This window comes from Microcoleus asticus IPMA8, from assembly GCF_013179805.1.
In the GTDB taxonomy this organism is placed as follows: domain Bacteria; phylum Cyanobacteriota; class Cyanobacteriia; order Cyanobacteriales; family Microcoleaceae; genus Microcoleus; species Microcoleus asticus.
Map to the genome: position 1 here is coordinate 1 of NZ_SRRZ01000145.1, position 18,450 is coordinate 18,450.

General features: G+C 46.4%; 10 protein-coding genes and 1 pseudogene. 6 read left to right on the forward strand and 5 right to left on the reverse strand.

Going from position 1 to position 18,450, the window contains the following annotated elements; translation table 11 throughout:
• Positions 1–91 precede the first annotated feature (91 nt).
• A pseudogene (locus E5S67_RS33685) lies at positions 92–229 on the forward strand (IS630 family transposase); the annotation flags it as partial.
• Positions 226–573, forward strand: coding sequence for a hypothetical protein (locus tag E5S67_RS27270; RefSeq protein ID WP_172191913.1), 348 nt, complete (start codon positions 226–228; stop codon positions 571–573). The pseudogene E5S67_RS33685 and the gene E5S67_RS27270, both read left to right, overlap by 4 nt.
• A 282-nt stretch (positions 574–855) precedes the next feature.
• Here the strand turns inward: E5S67_RS27270 and E5S67_RS27275 are convergent, their stop codons facing one another.
• The 3 genes from E5S67_RS27275 to E5S67_RS27280 form a co-directional block, all read right to left on the reverse strand.
• Entirely contained in the window at positions 856–1,548 is a 693-nt protein-coding gene (locus E5S67_RS27275; protein WP_172191915.1) for a PEP-CTERM sorting domain-containing protein, read from the reverse strand.
• 91 nt (positions 1,549–1,639) lie between these two features.
• Positions 1,640–1,765: a hypothetical protein gene (locus tag E5S67_RS34190; RefSeq protein ID WP_281363580.1), complete on the reverse strand. Its 126-nt coding sequence runs from the start codon at positions 1,763–1,765 to the stop codon at positions 1,640–1,642.
• A 408-nt stretch (positions 1,766–2,173) separates the two neighbouring features.
• Positions 2,174–2,773 carry a sulfite oxidase-like oxidoreductase gene (locus tag E5S67_RS27280; protein ID WP_172191917.1) on the reverse strand — a complete coding sequence of 200 codons (600 nt, stop codon included), beginning with the start codon at positions 2,771–2,773 and terminating at the stop codon, positions 2,174–2,176.
• A 307-nt stretch (positions 2,774–3,080) separates the two neighbouring features.
• On the opposite strand from E5S67_RS27280, the gene E5S67_RS27285 reads away from it, so the two are divergent.
• On the forward strand, positions 3,081–3,314 hold the full coding sequence (locus E5S67_RS27285) for a hypothetical protein (RefSeq protein ID WP_172191919.1): 234 nt from the start codon (positions 3,081–3,083) through the stop codon (positions 3,312–3,314).
• A gap of 336 nt (positions 3,315–3,650) precedes the next feature.
• Here E5S67_RS27285 and E5S67_RS27290 read toward each other — a convergent pair whose 3' ends face one another.
• Entirely contained in the window at positions 3,651–4,346 is a 696-nt protein-coding gene (locus E5S67_RS27290; protein WP_172191921.1) for an NAD-binding protein, read from the reverse strand.
• A gap of 140 nt (positions 4,347–4,486) precedes the next feature.
• Entirely contained in the window at positions 4,487–5,821 is a 1,335-nt protein-coding gene (locus tag E5S67_RS27295) for a TrkH family potassium uptake protein (RefSeq protein ID WP_172191923.1), read from the reverse strand.
• A gap of 261 nt (positions 5,822–6,082) precedes the next feature.
• Between E5S67_RS27295 and E5S67_RS27300 the strand changes: the two genes are divergently transcribed.
• The 3 genes from E5S67_RS27300 to E5S67_RS27310 all read left to right on the forward strand — a co-directional run bounded on the left by E5S67_RS27300 (position 6,083) and on the right by E5S67_RS27310 (position 18,292).
• A complete protein-coding gene (locus E5S67_RS27300; protein WP_172191925.1) occupies positions 6,083–7,036 on the forward strand; it encodes a methyltransferase domain-containing protein in 954 nt (317 codons plus the stop codon).
• A gap of 271 nt (positions 7,037–7,307) precedes the next feature.
• Entirely contained in the window at positions 7,308–8,366 is a 1,059-nt protein-coding gene (locus E5S67_RS27305; RefSeq protein WP_172191927.1) for a homogentisate phytyltransferase, read from the forward strand.
• Positions 8,351–18,292 carry a tetratricopeptide repeat protein gene (locus tag E5S67_RS27310; protein ID WP_172191929.1) on the forward strand — a complete coding sequence of 3,314 codons (9,942 nt, stop codon included), beginning with the start codon at positions 8,351–8,353 and terminating at the stop codon, positions 18,290–18,292. Before E5S67_RS27305 ends, E5S67_RS27310 begins: the two co-directional genes overlap by 16 nt.
• Positions 18,293–18,450: the final 158 nt, after the last annotated feature.

The following is an 18,450-nucleotide window of genomic DNA, read 5'->3' on the forward strand; positions in this document are numbered from 1 at the left end:
TAATAATTTTTTGTACGGCACTATACTTGATTTACTTTTTTGTACATCATAGCTAGTCTACCACTTGTTCGACCTTAAGTAAACCGTATTGGAGTATATTGCACATCGACTGTTCCCATCTGTTGACCAACTGAGAAATCTTCTAGAAAAGCTTCTCAATCAGGGAGAGTTAATTATCAAGTGGCAAAGAAAGATTAAAAATAAAGGTAACAATCATGTTGCAACTTGAATGCACATCAGCTTATTAACAGCCCTGCCACACAGGCGAACATACCTGCCTTTAATTTTAGCCTGCGATACCAACCTTCTCTAGTAATTGAAACCTTGTTTAAAGCTATTTCCGAAGTCGAAGGCGTTTTGTCGCCACCAACTCCGGAAGTTGATAATTCAAGCCTTAACGATGGTTCTTTGCATCTTATTGTCGGCTATTGGACGCTGCCGGAAGAAGCACAGGTGGGACGGACAAAAACCAGGGCTGTGGTGATGATTAAAGTAGCGTGCGTCCGGGCCGACCTTAAAATTCCTCAACCCGTACCAGTGACTTTGTACGATCGAACATTTGACCGTGAGTGAGTTTTGAATTTTGAGTTGGGAGAGGGCGAGACAGGGAGAGTCGGAGAGTGGGAAAAATCCTCTTTCTCCCCTCGGACTTCTTCCCCCTTGGCTTCTTCCCTCAACATCCATCCCTTAAATCCGTTAAATCCCGTACACTGGTTCGTTGCCGAACTTCCCTCTGACTTCTGTCATCTGACTTTTCAAATCAAGCAAAAGGCGAGCCGATGTTATATTAGCGCGCCTCCAAATTGTATTCTATTTTGCCAAACGAAATTGAGCAGATTGTTGCAGTTGAAAAAATCAGGAAGTCGTCTTGCTAGCGCGGCGGCGGCGGGCTGCAACCAAGCCACCCAAACCGAGAGCCAAACCAGTCATTGTCATTGGTTCGGGAACTGCTTCTGCGCTCACTGCGAAGTCTTGGAAGTCTGCGTCGTTGCTGTTACCGCGATCGTCGAAGGAGATTAGCGTGCCTCCATTAAACAGAGAACTTGTTCCGTTTGTGAATTGTCCGGCAGCTTGGAAGACGTTCGTTGTTTCTTTGCCGAGTGCGTTCCACAGTTGCGATTGCCCGCCAAACACGGCTAGCTGGGTGTTGGAGTTCAAGGCTGAGCTTGAGTATACAGTGCCATCGTCGCCGCTGTCGAGTCCCAAAGTATAAATTTGACCGGCCAGGAATGTGAATACTGCCGAGCCAGAACCCAAGACTGTATTGCCCAGAGTTCCTTTCCATTCGTTTTCCCACTCGTTGTCTGAGGATTTAGTTTCCGAAAACAGGTTGGCCACTTTAGAGATCGCCGAGTCATTCACAGTGTAGACTCCCAAAGAGGATTGGTACATACCGTGAGATTCTTTGAACTTAAAGGTGACACTTGTATCTTGCTGGAATGAGATGCCGTTGGTACCAAAGGAGAATGCGTGAGCTGGAGCTGCGGCGCCCAACATAGCTGTGGCGGCTGCGGTAGCTGTTAGGGCGGATAATAGTTTGGTATTCATAATCTGTTCCTTTTTCGATAGGCTCTTAATAATTTTATTATCGGATACTTTTTTGTATTTTTGGCACTTTATGTAAATTTTGACATATTCTTTACCCAGCCTTTACATATCCTTCACAAATGCTGTCGATCGCATCGGCTTGCAGGGCGAGCGCTCCCTCAAAATACACACAAATAATTATACAAATTGTGGCTTTAAACCTTGCAGTCGCCGGCATGGGAGCGCCCAGGAACCAAACTGATTTGGAGCGGGTTTATGCTAATTTTTTATTTTATTCTCAAGTCTAAATCCTCAATAACAAACACTTAAGTATATATACGGTGATATTTTTGCCCGCTGACAGGTAGAGAAGTTTTATATTAACCCGAAACTGGGAATATTTGTTTTTTGGGACTTGCGTATGAAAGTTAAAGTAGTTTATCTATCGGGTAAATTACGTACAAACTGCGATCTTTGGGTGTACGTCTTTTGGTTAAATTAAATAGATCCAGCGCCGCGATCCCTCCCAAAGATGCGATCGACTATATGCGATGGGACCAGATTGAAGCGGTAAAAGAGCGGATAGCCCCTTAACAAATACCGTATATAGAACCTCTGGGCAAGTCCTTGCTCCCGATCGACCGCATCAAAACAGACCGCTGTAGCGTTCCTCGGCCCAAGGTTCGCCCCGCTGGTGGTAGCCGTTGCGTTCCCAAAAACCGAGTTCTTCGGTTTCGGTAAACTCCAGGCCGTTAATCCATTTAGCGCTTTTCCAAGCGTACAAGTGCGGAACTACCAGCCGCATCGGGCCACCGTGGTCTGGGGATAGGGGTTCGCCGAAGAGGGTGTGGGCGAAAAAGTTTTCTTCTCTCCGTAAGTCGGCGATCGCAATGTTAGTGGTGTAGCCGCCGTAGCAGTGTTCCAGGACGTGCAGAGCTTTCGGATCGACTTCTATGTAGTTCATAAAATCTGTGACTTTGACTCCCGTCCACTGCACGTCGAGTTTTGACCACCGGGTGACGCAGTGAAAATCCGCAGTAAAGTTACTTTGGGGCATGGCCTGGAAGTCCGACCAAGTGAAGGTTTGTGGTTTTGCCAATCCCCAGACTTTAAATTCCCAACTCTCAATGCTGACCGAGGGTGTATCGCCGTAGGTCAGCACGGGAAAGCCGTTGGCGAGGTATTGACCCGGGGGGACGCGATCGCTGTTTTCTGATTCAGGCTTGCGAAAAAATTTGCCCAGCATTGATTCACGCTCTACACTAACTGCCTGCAATCCTCACTATAACTTGCTGATATGGGCGCATCGCAATTAACCTCAAGGTAGAAAGCAAAAGCACTTCTGCCGAAATAAAACTTCCCAAATCCTGCCTGATGCCAACCTACTTCTGCCTTTAGAGAGATGCGAAGCTAAAAATTACAAAATATATCACCCCAGAGTATTAATTTGTTAATCTTAAATCATATCGCAATTAATGGTGCATTTCCGAATCTTTGATGTATTGTAAATATGCTGAGATGCCATATGTAAAAAAATTGATGGGGTAAAAATCATGTTCACACCTTGCTTGATTCCGTTGGCGGTCTGCTTTATTGCTTGGTTGGTGGCTGTGGGGACTGACAACAGAACGCTAGACGGAATTCCGGCTCCTATAGCTGCAATTATTGGAGTGTGTTCGTTAATTTGGTTTGTGGCGGTGTGTCCTTGGCCTGTTGAACTCGCTCTAGTCTTGGCGGTGGTGGTTTTGGGCAAAGCTTACCTGCAAAAAATCTTGAACGTTGGCTGAATTTTCAGGGCTAGCGCTTAAGACAGTTGCGGGAGCGCGATCGGGTGCTGCTACCTTGTTGAGATTTTCGCAATTTGTCTGGCTATTTTCTCAGATGGGGTCGCCAAAGCGGAAGCAACCCCAGCATTGGTGAAATTCAACTTAGATATTTCGGTTAAAAATTAGAACATAAAAATCGACAGAGAAACCCAGTTTATCTAAGATAAACCGGGTTTGTGGGAGGCTAAAATTTTCACAAATCCCGCAAGACTTGCTTAGGAATTAGGCACTCGGAACCGAAGAAACCGGGTTTCTGAGTCGAGGAGTGTGGCTGTATGTTCGTAAAATGGCGAGCTGTTAAATTGGCAAGCGATTGATATCTTTATTAGAACCAACTACTACCATCGCCTCGCCCTTTTTCAAGCGTTCGTTTGGCTGCGGATTGATCTCGAACTTGTCGGCGCGACCGACTGCTAGCAAGTTCAAACCGTACCTGCGCCGGAGATCCAATTCCGAGATGGTTTTACCGTCAAACTTTTCAGGAACGAGCAACTCAACGATGCTGTGATCTGGGTCGAGGTCAAAGCGTTCTAAAATGCTGGGTTGTGTAAGAAGGCGGGCCAAAGAGCAACCCATTTCTCGTTCTGGAAAAACTACATGATCTGCGCCGACTTTTTTCAACAGTTTTAAGTGAGTTTCCGAAGAAGCTTTGGCTATTACGTGACTTACCCCGCCTTCCTTAAGATTTAGGGTGGTGGTAATGCTTTCTGCTAGGTAATTGCCGATCGCAACAATCACTGTTTCAAATTCAAATATACCGGCTTCCCCAAGAGCGCTAGGCTCAGTAGAATCTAACTGCACAACGTGAGCAGCAATACGATCGGTCAAAGCTTGAGTTACTTTTTTTTCATCGGTGTCCACTCCCAAAACTTCGTAACCCAAGCCGTGCAGAGTCGAACACACAGCTTTGCCGAAGCGTCCCAAACCAATAACTGCAAACTGCTTGTTGTCGGCGCGCAAAGTGCGAAAAAAATTCAAAGATGACAGGTTCACTCAATATCCAGCGCTGAGCGTCTTGCTGTTTAAATTTTAGCAGAGACAGCGCCGCCTCCTTTTGATTTTTGGGTAAGTAGTAAAAGTTGATTTGGGTTGTCACCCATTGTTTAGATTATCAGCAACGAGGCAGAATTTTTTTATCCCACTAACAAACTTTCCTCAGCATACTTAAAAGACCTGGGTTTTGGGTCGCCGAATGCAGCACTCACCAGCAGCAGCACCCCAACCCGACCTATGTACATTGTAGCAATCAAAATCAACTTACCGATCGCTGAAATCGTGGGTGTAATTCCAGTGGAAAGACCGACCGTGGCAAAAGCTGAAACTGCTTCAAACAGCGCTGCGATAAATTCTACTTGGGGATTGGTCAGCTCGATTAAAATTGCAGATGTGAACGCGACTAACAGGGAACCGAAGACTACGCTAATGGTTTTCAGAATCATTGCTGGCGGGATTTGACGCTGATAGCACTCCACATCTTCCTGGCCTTCGATAACTGCTGTGGTACAGCAAAACAATATCCGAAAAGTTGTGGTTTTGATTCCGCCGCCGGTGCTGCCAGGACTGGCGCCGATAAACATCAGCGCGATGGTCAGAAATAGCGAGGCTTCGGTCATTTGGCCGATGCTAATTGTATTGAACCCCGCCGTGCGGGGAGTAACAGATTGAAACCAAGCTGCCATCACCTTTTGAGGGAAATTTAGAGCGCCGAAAGTGTCTGGGTTGTCGTATTCGAGCACCAAAAAGGCTAGCGTTCCTAAAATTAAAAGAACAGCAGTTGTACTGGTAACGACTTTGAAATTTAGGGAAAAAACTGTGCAAATAGGGCTTTTGTTGAAGCGATCGCGCAGCCACAGGTACATTTCCATAATTACTTGATAGCCGATTCCCCCAAATATGATTAAACCAGTGACTGTGAAGTTAACCATAGGCGAACTGATGTAGCCGATCAAATTATCTGAATAGATGCTAAAACCCGCGTTGTTAAAGGAATTAACGCTGTGAAATATAGCAGACCACACACCCTGTTTAAATCCGTATTGGGGGACGAAAACCGTCATCAGCAAAAACACTCCTGTTAATTCAAACAAAAGCGTTGTTGCTAGAATTGACTGCACGAGTTGTACTACGCCGGCTAGCCCGGATTTGTCGAGAGATTGTTGCAGGGCAATTTTGTCTTTCAAGCAAAAGCGGCGACCCAATAACAGCAGCAAGAAAGTCGTGGCTGTCATGTAGCCCAAGCCTCCTATTTGCACCAGTAAAACGAGGCACAGTTGCCCCCAAAAAGAGTAATATTTTCCGACATCCACAACCGACAAGCCCGTGACGCAGACAGCGGAAGTAGAGGTAAACAGTGCTGTTATTGGATCGCTCCAACTTCCATCAATTGTGGAAAAGGGCATCATCAGTAATAGAGCACCTGCGAGGATGACAGCGAGAAAGCCCAAAGCAATGGTTCGCGAGACAGTCATTCGATTTTAGATTTTAGATTTTAGATTTTAGATTTTAGAGGGAACCCACAAATCGATTTTAGATTTGAGGTTTGAGAGGGAAGCCACAAATCGATTTTAGATTTGAGATTTTAGAGGCAGCCCACAATATCGATCGTCGGGCTTGAAATCAAGACATCTTTGTCTGGCGAGTGCCTGCGGTCGATCGAACTCAATCGCCAAATTCTATGACAACATCGGGAAAATAACGGTAGAATTCCTTTAATAACTTGCAATCCGGCGATGACATCAACACTTTACCAGCAAATTCAGCAACTTTACGACGCTTCTAGCGGTTTGTGGGAGCAGGTGTGGGGCGAACATATGCACCACGGTTACTACGGCCCGGATGGCAATTTGAAAAAAGAGCGCCGACAGGCTCAGATAGATTTGATAGAAGAACTGCTGGGCTGGGCTGGAGTCCCCTCAGAGAAGGCACTCTGTGAACCTTACCGCATTCTCGATGTCGGTTGCGGGATCGGCGGCAGCACGCTGTATTTGACCGAAAAGTTTAGTTCGAGCGCTCAAAATAATTTAAAGTTGGATGGCGGGAGCGATCCTGATTTTAGCAGATGGCCCGAACCCTATAAAACGGGCGCTAGCGTTACAGCGACCGGGATTACTCTGAGTCCGGTACAGGCCAACAGAGCGACCGAACGCGCTAAAATTGCTGGGCTAGAAAGCAATGTCAATTTTTTGGTAGCCGATGCTTTGAATATGCCTTTTTCTGACGAGTCATTCGACTTGGTTTGGTCGCTCGAAAGTGGCGAACATATGCCCGACAAAATTAAGTTTTTGCAGGAATGCTGCCGCGTACTCAAGCCGGGAGGAACTTTGATTTTGGCAACTTGGTGTCACCGCCCGGTGGGAGAAACGGCGGGAGAATTAACTGATGAAGAGAGAAAGGAATTGGCAGAAATTTACCGAGTTTATGCTTTGCCTTATGTGATTTCTTTGCCGGAATACGAGGAAATTGTCCGCAGTTTGCCTTTGACAAGTATTCGCACCGCTGATTGGTCAAAAGCTGTTGCTCCTTTTTGGGATGTGGTGATCGATTCTGCTTTTACTCCGAGCGCGATTTGGGGTTTGCTGACTAGCGGTTGGACGACTATTCAAGCTGCACTTGCTCTCGGATTGATGAGCCGTGGATATCAGAGCGGATTGATTCGTTTCGGGCTGATTTGTGCTGTAAAATAACAGGGATAGATCGGAGAAGTTTTGAGTTTGGGCTTAAGGGGTAAGGTGTTCTTCGGAGCATGGGTGTCAACTTAAGATTAAACCTAGTATCAGTCTACTGTTTGACTATTAATCCCTCGCTCGCCCCTTAACTTGCCTCCTACTCACTTCCTACTCCCCTTAAAAAGGGAGAAGAGCGCTCAAAGTGAGTCTTCTTAAGGGGGATGCGAGAGGGAGCAATACTAGGTTATAAACGAGAGATATAAAGGGTTTTAGGCGATTGTTGACATGAATGAGTAAGGTGCGCAATGCGCACCCTACAGAATGTTATTTTTTTTGTGCGGGTGTGAGTTTTATGAGCAACGATTCGATTAACAAGTCTTGGATTGATAAAAATGGCTCGGCGCAGCAAAGCTGGGTGAGGGCATTTTGGGAGTTTTCTCGACCGCACACAATTGTGGGCACTAGCTTGAGTGTATTGGCTTTGTACGCGATCGCCCAAAGCGCGCGGCTGTTTGTGAATCCTGTATTTTGGCCCCTAGCTTTTGCCTGGTTGGCTTGCATTTGCGGCAATATTTATATTGTGGGATTGAACCAGTTAGAAGATGTTGAAATTGATAAAATTAATAAGCCGTATTTGCCGATCGCCTCGGGAGTGTTTTCTCGGAAAACCGGGGAATTAATTGTAATTGCCACGGGAATTATAGCGATTTTGACGGCTGTTTTACAAGGCCCGTTTTTGCTGGCTACTGTTGGCGTTAGTTTGGCGATCGGGACTGCTTATTCTCTGCCGCCAATTCGGCTGAAGCGGTTTCCTTTTTGGGCGGCACTGTGCATTTTTACAGTGCGGGGCGCGATCGTAAATTTAGGGTTATTTTTGCACTTTAATTGGGTGTTGGGTTTGGGAACGGCGAAAAGCGCTTTTTCTGGCTGGAGTTTGAAGAGTGTGTCTTTTGCGATTCCTGCGGAAGTTTGGGTGCTGACGGTTTTTGTCGTGGTGTTTACGTTTGCGATCGCCATTTTTAAAGATATCCCCGACATGGAAGGGGACAAGCAATATAATATTACTACGTTTACGATTGAGCTGGGCAAGCCAGCCGTCTTTAATTTATCTCGTTGGGTGTTGACGGTTTGTTATTTGGGCGCGACTTTGGCGGGAGCGATCGTATTGTCTAATGTTAATTTAGTGTTTCTGGCAGTTTCTCACTTGGCGGCTTTGGGTTTGATGTGGTTTTGGAGCGCGAAAGTTGATTTGGACGATAAAATAGAAATTGCTGCATTTTATCAGTTTATCTGGAAGTTGTTTTTCTTAGAATATCTGATTTTTCCTGCAGCTTGTTTGTTGGGGTAGAAGGGGAAGAAGGAAGAAGGAAGAAGGAAGAAGGAAGAAGGAAGAAGGAAGAAGGAAGAGTTAACAAATTAGAACAATTAGACAATCACCAGTTAGCGAACTCCCAAACAACAAAGACTACTATGGCTTCTCAAAAAAAAATTCGGAAATCTGCCTGCAAACTGGGTGCCGAAGACTCTTTGAAATTAGCTTGGGAACATCACCAAGCGGGCCGTTTGTTAGAAGCTGAGAATTTGTACCTGCAAATAATACAAGTGCAGCCGGAATCAGCAAACGTGCTGTGCTTGTTGGGAATAGCGGCGAGACAGCAGGGAAAAATTGCCGAAGCGATCGACTTTTACGAACAGGCGATCGCCCAAAACCCCGATTTTGTAGAAGCACATTTAAATAAGGCTAATGTTTTGCTGGATGTAGGCGAATATCAAAGGGCGATCGCCAGTTACGAACAAGTCATCAAAATCGAGCCCAATTCCGCACTCGCCTACAATAATTTGGGCTGGATTAAACAGCAATTAGGCGAAATAGAAGCAGCTATTTTATATTACCAAACAGCGCTGCAACTCGACCCCAACCTGCACGAAACAGCGCACAACTTAGGACATTTATTTAAACACAAAAATCAATTAAACGAGGCGATAGCTTATTACCTCCACGCTTTAAAAATAAATCCAAATTTGACATATTCTCTGATGGGGTTGGGAACTGTTCTGCAACAGCAGGGGAAATTAGCAGAAGCTTTCAACTGCTACCAGCAAGCTGTAATACTAGAGCCAAACAATCCCGAAGCTCACAACAATGTAGGAGCATTTTTCCACGAACAAGGCAATGCAAAAGCAGCAATATCCCACTACCGACAAGCATTAAACTTAAAGCCAGACTTCGTGGAGGCTATTAACAATTTCGGACACGCTTTGGTCGATTTAGGAGAATTTCAAGAGGCTTTTTCTTGTCACAGTCGAGCCTTGCAATTACAGCCAGACAATGCCACCGCACACCTGGAATTCGCCTTAACTTTGCTATTGTTCGGAGATTTTCAGCGGGGTTTTGCTGAATACGAGTGGCGGTGGCGCACTCCGCAACTATCGTCGAGGCAATTTAAACAGCCTGTTTGGGATGGTTCGGATTTGAAGGGAAAAACTATTTTACTCCACGTCGAGCAAGGCTTCGGCGATTCTATTCAGTTTATTCGCTACGCGCCAATTATTCGCAGCCAAGGCGCTAAAGTTATGGTGGCTTGCTATCCAGAACTGATGCGGTTGTTTGCGACAGTTGCCGGCATTGAATATTTATCAGTTAGTCTTGAAGGTTTGCCAGAATTTGACGTTCACGCACCCCTGATGAGTTTGCCGCGAATTGTGGGGACTACTCTGGAAACAGTACCGACAAATGTTCCTTATTTAGCTCCGCCTGATGAGTGCAAGTTTGCGCTTTCTTCTGATGCAAAATTGAAGGTAGGGATTGTTTGGGGAGGGAACCCGCAGCGCCGGAAAAACAATCAGCGTTCTTGCAGTTTGAGCGATTTTATTCAATTTTTGGATATTCCGGGAATCGCTTTTTATAGTTTACAAAAAAACTTGTCCCCGAGCGATCGCACTTTGTTGAACCAACACTTAGTGCCGGATTTGAGTCCGCATTTGAGCGACTTTGCTGATACCGCTTCGGCGATATCTCAACTGGATTTAGTGATTAGTGTGGATACGGCTGTGGCGCACTTAGCCGGTGCTTTGGGAAAACCGGTTTGGGTGCTGCTTTCTTTTGCTCCTGACTGGCGCTGGCTGCTGGAGCGTGAAGACAATCCTTGGTATCCAACTGCGAGGCTTTTCCGCCAAAGTCAGCCGGAAAGTTGGCAAGAATTGTTTGAAGAAGTAAAGGCGGCTTTGAGTTTATTTGCGATCGCCAATACTGCTAGTTATTCCGAGGATTCTGCCCAAGCTCAGCTTGACTTCGTTTCGCTCGCAATGACTGCTAATAATACGCCTGACCTCGATTCTGTGGCTCTCGAAATGACAGGTGCAAGCGTGGTTAAAGAGAGTAAACAAATATTTTTGATGGCGAGCGAAGTGTTAGCAGAAGGCTCCGCAGCTAAGCAATCGCAGGGAATTGAGACATCGGTTGCGATCGGAACGGCTGGCGATAATTTGGTTGTTTTAGAGGATTTATTGCGGCAAGCAGAGCATTTAATGGAAACAGGCGATAAAGAAGAGGCGATCGCTCTTTACGAACAGATAATATCTATTGACCCAAATTGCGTCCAAGCGCGGATTAATTTTGGTTTTCTCCAGCAAGAAAAGGGCGAATTAGACGCAGCTATCCCGCATTACCGAGAAGCTTTAGCGATAGATCCAAATATTCCTCAAACAGCTTACAACTTGGCAAAAATTTTTGAGGAACAAGGTCAAGTGGAAGAGGCGATCGCGCATTACGAACAAGCTCTTGTCGCTGAACCTAATTTCGTTCCCGCACTGATTAATTTAGCGGTGGCGCTGCAAGAAAAAGGCGAACTTGTAAGGGCGATCGAGCTGTACAGGCGAGCGCTGGAAATTCATCCGCATAGCTGGGAAGCTTACAACAATCTCGCAACTGTTTTGCAAGAACAGGGCAATTTAGAAAATGCGCTGGAGTATTATCACAAAGCTCTAGAATTGCTGCCGAATTTTGTGGAAGCTATCAACAATTTAGGCAGGACGTTTCTGGAAAAAGGCGCGGTAGAAGATGCGATCGCCTGTTACAGACGGGCGATTCATTTAAGCCCCAATCACGCTAGCGCTCACCTGAATTTGTCCTTGGCTTTGCTGTTGGTGGGAGATTTGGAAAATGGTCTGGCAGAATACGAGTGGCGCTGGGAAATTAAAGAATTTCACACTGGTCACTCGTGTTTTTTGACGGGACCGGAAAATACAGTTTCGGCGAGAGAATACCGGCCGCTGTGGGACGGTTCTGATTTGGTGGGAAAGACTATTTTGCTGCACGCCGAACAAGGTTTAGGCGATTCGCTTCAGTTTATCCGCTACGCTGCGATCGTCAAAAATAAAGGCGGTAGAGTCATTGTTGGTTGTTACCCGCAATTGCATCGTTTGTTTGCAACGGTTGACGGCATTGATTTGCTAATAGTTAAAGGCGAGTCGCTGCCGGAATTTGACGTGCAAGTGCCGATGTTGAGTTTGCCGTATATTCTCGGTACAAAGCTGGAAACAATACCGGCAAATACTGCTTATTTATCTCCGCCTGCGGGTGCTGAATTTACGCTTCTGCCCGATCGCAATTTGAAAGTTGGGATTGTCTGGGCGGGGAATCCAAAACACCGCAAAAACAAGCAGCGTTCTTGCAGTTTAAGCCAGTTTCTGCCGCTTTTGGACGTTTCAGGGGTAAGTTTTTACAGCTTGCAAAAAGAGGTTTCCGAGGCAGATCGCGCGCTGTTGAATCAAACGCCGATCGTAGATTTAAGCCCGCATTTTGGCGATTTGGCCGATACTGCTGCTGCGATCGCCAAACTGGATTTAGTGATTAGTGTCGATACCGCTGTCGCCCATTTGGCGGGCGCTTTGGGCAAACAAGTGTGGATTTTGCTGGCGTTTTCGCCGGATTGGCGGTGGCTGTTGGAGCGTGAAGATAGTCCTTGGTATCCAAGCGCAAGGCTGTTTCGCCAGCATCAGCGGGGCGACTGGGAGGACGTTTTCGATCGGGTTGCAGAAGCTTTAGGCGCGGTTGCTGCGGCATTTGTGCCGGCGGATTCGGCGGATGCAGAGTTTCGGTTGGGCGTGGATTTGCAGCAGCAAGCCGATTTTGGCGGTGCGATCGAATGTTATGATCGGGCGATCGCGATCGATCCTAATTACGCAGCCGCCTACAGCAATTTAGGCGTTGTCAAACAGCAAACGGGCAGGCTAACAGAGGCGATCGCGCACTACCGACAAGCCCTAGCAATCGACCGGAATTTGGCGGAAACTGCAAGCAATTTGGGCAGCGCGCTCGCGGAAGCAGGGGAGACTGAAGAGGCGATCGCAGAATACGAGCGGGCGCTTTCTTTGAACCAGAATTGCGCGGAAGCGCTGATTAATTTGGGCCTGTTGCGGGAAGAGCAAGGAGATGTTGCGGAAGCTGTAAGCTGCTACGAGCAAGCGATTCAAGTCAATCCTAATTGCGCGGTGGCTTATTTGAATTTGGGAATTGCTTTGGAGGGGCAAGGGGAGGAAGGGAAAGCGATCGCGAATTATGAACGGGCGATCGCGATCGAGCCAAATTATGTGGACGCCCTGCATCATTTAGCATACGCCTCGATCCGACAGGGCAAAATTCCAGATGCGATCGCATACCACGATCGAGCTCTGGCGCTGCAACCGGATTTGGCAGAAACCGATCTCGCTTTCGGGAGTTCGCTGTCAAGCCCAGATAAGTTGGATGAGGATATAGCTGTTTGCCAGCAAGCGATTCAGGCATTGCCAGCCAGTGCGCAGGCTCACTGCAATCTGGGAATTGTCCTGCAGAAACAGGGCAAAATTGAAGATGCGATCGCCTGCTATCAGCAAGCTTTGAGCTTGAAACCCGGCTTTCCAGAAGCTTTAAACAATCTCGGCAAAGCTTTTGAGGAAGCGGGAAAAATGGCAGAGGCGATCGATTGTTACCGTCGGGCGATCGAACTCAAACCCGGTTATCTCAATCCCCTCACCAGTTTGGCAAGTGCTTTGCACGATCGCGGACAATTTGCAGATGCTGTCACCTGCTACAGCCAAGCAGTAAAATTTAATGTCGCTAACCCCGAAGCTCACCTAAATTTAGGTTTAGCTTTGCTGCTGTCGGGAGACTTTCAGCGCGGTTTTTGCGAGTACGAATGGCGACTCCTAGTTAAAGAAAAACAGTTCCAGCCCCAGAACTTTATTCAGCCGCTTTGGGATGGCAAAGATTTGCAGGGAAAAACTATTTTGCTTTGCCCGGAACAGGGTTTAGGCGATGCAATTCAGTTTATCCGCTACGCAGATTTAGTCAAGCAAAAAGGCGGTAGAGTAATTGTTTGGTGTTTGCCGCAGTTGCAGCGCTTGTTTGCACAAGTTTCGGCAATCGATGGATTAATAGTTAATCCAGAGGATGCGCCGGATTTTCAAGTGCGCGCGCAGCTAATGAGTTTGCCTCAGCTTCTGGGAACAACTTTAGAAACTATACCGGCGAAAGTTCCTTATTTAGCTCCGCCGCCCGGTGAGGAATTTACTCTCAGTCCAACTGCTAATTTGAAAGTAGGGATTGTGTGGTCTGGAAATTCTCAATATTCCCAAAATAAGGTGCGCTCTTTACCGCTGAATTTGTTAACCAAACTGTTAGATATTCCCGGAGCCGATTTTTACAGCTTGCAAAAGGAAATGACAGCAGACGAGCGCGCTTTGTTAGAGCAAATGCCCGTCACAGATTTAAGCTCTTATTTGCACGACTTTGCTGATACTGCGGCGGCAATCTCGGCTCTGGATTTAGTGATTTCTGTAGATACTTGTGTGGCGCACTTGGCTGGTGCTTTGGGCAAACCAGTGTGGATTTTGCTGTGTTTTGTGCCGGATTGGCGGTGGATGTTGCAACGCGAAGATAGTCCTTGGTATCCAAGTGCAAGGCTGTTTCGCCAGTCAACAGCGGGAGATTGGGAAGGAGTTTTAGCTCGGGCTGCTTTGGCGCTGAGAGAAAAAATTGTCCAGCATCAAGAAGCTTTACCGCCAAGAGAAACTCAAACCAATATTGAATTATATCAAAAACAGTTCAATCAGGGAAATATTCTCAAGTCGCAAGGTAGATTTGCCGAGGCGATCGCTTATTTTAAAAATGCTTTAGTTTTGCAGCCGAATTCGATAGAAGCCGCCACTAATTTGGCAGTGACGCTGCACCAAACAGGCGATTTAGCCGAAGCTGCCACCTATTATCAGCGCGCGATCGAAATCGACCCTAACTGCGCTCAAGCGCAAAATAACTTGGGTATTTTGCTGCAAGATCGAGGCAATATAGCCGATGCTGTATCTTGCTTTCAAAAGGCGATCGCCCTGAATCCGATTTACGTCAAAGCTCTCAACAATCTCGGCGCGACACTCCAGAAGCAGGGCGAGTTACCGAGTGCGATCGCCTGTTTTCATCAAGCACTTTCTGTCAATTCCAATTACGTGCCTGTTCTGGTAAATTTGGGTGTGGCGCTGCAAGCAAAATGTCAGTTAGCCGAGGCAGAACGCCTTTACGAGCGTGCAATTGAAGCAGAACCGAACAATCCTAAAGGACACTATCATCTGGCAACTTTATGCTTGGGTGCGGGCAAAATAGAACAGGCAATTTATAGCTTGGAACAAGCAATATCATTAGATCCAAGTTATGTAGAAGCATTTACTAATTTAGGCAGTGCTGTTGAACAATTAGGAGACGCTAATCGGGCTATTGCCTGTTATAAAAAAGCTCTCGAAATAGATGCAAACTGTATTAAGGCTCACTTCAATTTAAGCTTAGTCTTGCTGTTGACTGGGGACTTGCCGCGCGGTTTAGCAGAATACGAGTGGCGCTGGCAAACAGAACAGGCGAAAAAATTGCTACGGTTGAATTTTGACCAACCAGTTTGGGACGGTTCAGCTTTGAACGGGCAAACTATTTTGCTCCGATCTGAACAAGGTTTGGGCGATGCGATTCAATTTGTGCGATACGCGGCAATTGTGCAGCAAAAAGGCGGCAAAGTAATCATTTCCTGCTATCAAGAACTGAAGCGTTTGTTTAAGCATATTCCTGGGATAGAACAAGTGGTGGTTCGGATGGATGAATTGCCGGATTTCCAAGTGCAAGCACCGCTGATGAGTTTACCGCACCTTCTGGGAACAAATTTAGAAAATATACCGACAAATGTTCCTTATTTAGCTGCGCCGCCGAATTGGCAATTTTCCTTAAATTCCGATCGCAATTTCAAAGTTGGGATTGTGTGGGCGGGAAGTTCGGAACATTTGAAGGATTTTCAGCGCTCGAGCGATTTAAGCTATTTTCTGCAATTGTTAGATATTGCCGGTGTAAGTTTTTACAGTCTTCAGAAAGAAATATCGGCGGGCGATCGTACTTTGTTAACTCAAATTCCCGTGATAGATTTGAGCGACAATTTGAACGATTTTGCCGATACTGCGGCGGTGATATCGCAACTAGATTTAGTAATTTCCGTGGATACCGCTGTCGCGCACTTAGCCGGTGCTTTGGGTAAACCCGTATGGATTTTGCTGTGTTTTATGCCGGATTGGCGGTGGATGTTGGAACGCGAAGACAGCCCTTGGTATCCGACGGCGCGGCTGTTTCGGCAGCAAACACCGGGGGATTGGGTGGGAGTTTGCGATCGCGTAAAAACAGCCTTAAAACACCTAATCTCTACTCGTTCCCAGGAAGAGCCTGGGAACGCAGATCCCGAGGCTGCGCCTCGATTTTCCTTATCGCCCGCACAGGTACAATTTCACCTAGCAAATGCCTTACGAAAACAAGGGAAAAAAGCAGACGCAGCCGCTCGCTACGAACAAGTAATTGCTGCCTCACCCCGCCACGCAGAAGCCCACAGTTATTTAGGTTATCTCAAACAGGAAAACGGGCAAATAGCCTCGGCTATTGTTCATTACCAAAAATCGCTAAAAATCAATCCCAACCAGGCTGAAACTAACTTATACTTGGGTTCCGTCCTCGAAGAGCAGGGACAAGTCGCAGAGGCGATCGACTTATACAATAAAGCAATTCAACTATGTCCAAACTCGCCAAATTGGCGCTTGAGACTAGCCTTAGCTTTGCTTTTAACTGGAAATTATGAGCGCGGTTTTACGGAGTACGAATCGCGCTGGCAAACTCAAGAATTGGAGCAGCGCTATTTTGAGCAACCACTTTGGGACGGCTCTGATTTGCAGGGAAAAACAATTTTATTGTACCCAGAACAAGGTTTTGGCGATACGATACAGTTTATCCGCTACGCACCTTTAGTCAAGCAAAAAGGTGGGAAAGTTGTTGTGGCTTGTCATGTCTTGCTGAAGCGTCTATTTGAAGGAATTGCAGGAGTCGATCGAGTAGTAGTGCGGCAGAGCGATATGGTAGATTTTCAAGTGCAAGCCCCGCTGCTAAGTTTGCCGCGAATTCTGGGAACGACTTTGGAAAATATACCGGCGAATATTCCTTATTTAGGCCCGCCACAGGATTTTAAATTTTCTCTAAAACCGAACAATCAACTAAAAGTAGGTATTGTGTGGGCGGGCGGCCCGCTGCACCGCAACAATCATCAGCGATCGTGTAAATTGAGCGATTTTGTGAAATTTTTAGATGTTCCGGGAGCGAGTTTTTACAGCCTTCAGAAAGATTTGTCAGCAGGCGATATCACTTTATTAAATCAACAGCAAATTGAAGATTTGAGCGAACATTGCGTCGATTTTGCCGACACCGCAGCAATTATTTCGCAACTGGATTTAGTAATTTGCGTTGACACTGCTGTGGCCCACTTGGCCGGTGCTTTGGGCAAACCCGTCTGGATTTTGCTGTCTTTTGTTCCCGATTGGCGGTGGATGCTGGAACGCGAAGATAGCCCTTGGTATCCCACTGTGCGTCTGTTTCGCCAGCAAAAATCAGGTGATTGGGGTGGAGTTTGCGATCGTATAAAAGCAGCCTTGCTAGAGAGGGCGGGCACGGCGGCACCGCCCCTACAATCTACTGGTTATCAGGCTCAGCCTGGGAACGCAGATTCTGATGCTCAGTCTCCAATCCAACGCCCAGAAACTCGCCCACAAATTACCGGAATCGGCATCAGTTGGCCACTCAGCATCACCAGCGGCTGGGGAATTTACGGCATGAATTTAACACTGCAATTGCTGCGAAATCCCGCCTGGGAAGTTGCACTTTTAGTACCGCCATCTATCACCTCAGAATCTATCAATCCGCTGCATAAATCCCTGTTATTACCTGTAGTAGAAAAACAGAAAAAATTTCAGGAATTAGTAACCGCAAATTCAGACAAACAGATTACTTGCAACTTTCCCGCACTTTACGCTTTGGGGAATAATTTAGCATCCTCTGGAGTTGAGAATCAAATTACCAGCGCTTCTCAAATAGGAGTCATATTTTTTGAAGACACGCGAATCACAGCAGAAGCACTAGAAAAAGCCAAAAAATATAGCGCAATTGTCGGCGGTTCTAACTGGAATGCGGATGTTTTAAGAAGCTGCGGCTTGACGAATGTGGCGATGGTAAATCAAGGAATTGACCCCGCAATTTTCCATCCTGCACCCAAATCTAATCTATTTGGCGATCGCTTCGTCATTTTCTCCGGTGGCAAACTGGAATATCGCAAAGGTCAAGATATTGTAATTGCCGCTTTCAAACGATTTCGCGCCAAACATCCAGAGGCTTTGTTACTCACAACATGGCACAATTTTTGGCCTCAGTATATGTTAGGAATCGAACAAACCGGAAACGTTGCCGGACTTCCCAATATCAACCGCGACGGAAGTTTAGGAATTTCCCAATGGTTAGCGGCTAACGGTTTGCCGACTGATTCTTTTATCGACATCGGCTTAATTCCCAATCACCTCACCGGACAAATTTTGCGAGAAGCCGACTGCGCTGTTTTCACCAACCGCTGCGAAGGTGGCACTAATTTAGTCGCAATGGAAAGTATGGCCTGCGGAATTCCGACTATTTTATCAGCAAATACTGGTCATTTAGACTTGATTTACCATAACATTTGCTATCCTTTATCGAATCAGGGACGAGTTAAACCGACTGCTCATTTTTCCGGTGTAGAAGGTTGGGGAGAGTCTGAGGTTGCAGAAGTTATTGAGGCTTTGGAGCAAATTTATACTAATCGCGAAGAGTCAAAAAGTCGCGGTTTAGCTGCGGCTAATTTTATGCTCAATTGGACTTGGGAAAAACAGGTTAAGCGCTTTCTTGATGTTATATCAAATTCGCTTTAACAATCATCTTTTTCCGGCGAATAGAATTCGCTAATAGACAAACAACGTCCGTTTTTGCGGACTAAAGACTGGAGTTTAGACTAGGCAGCAAGAAAAGACTCAGCAAAGGTGAGTTGAAAATAAATAGACTTCAGATCTGAAAATCTACACTACTAAGG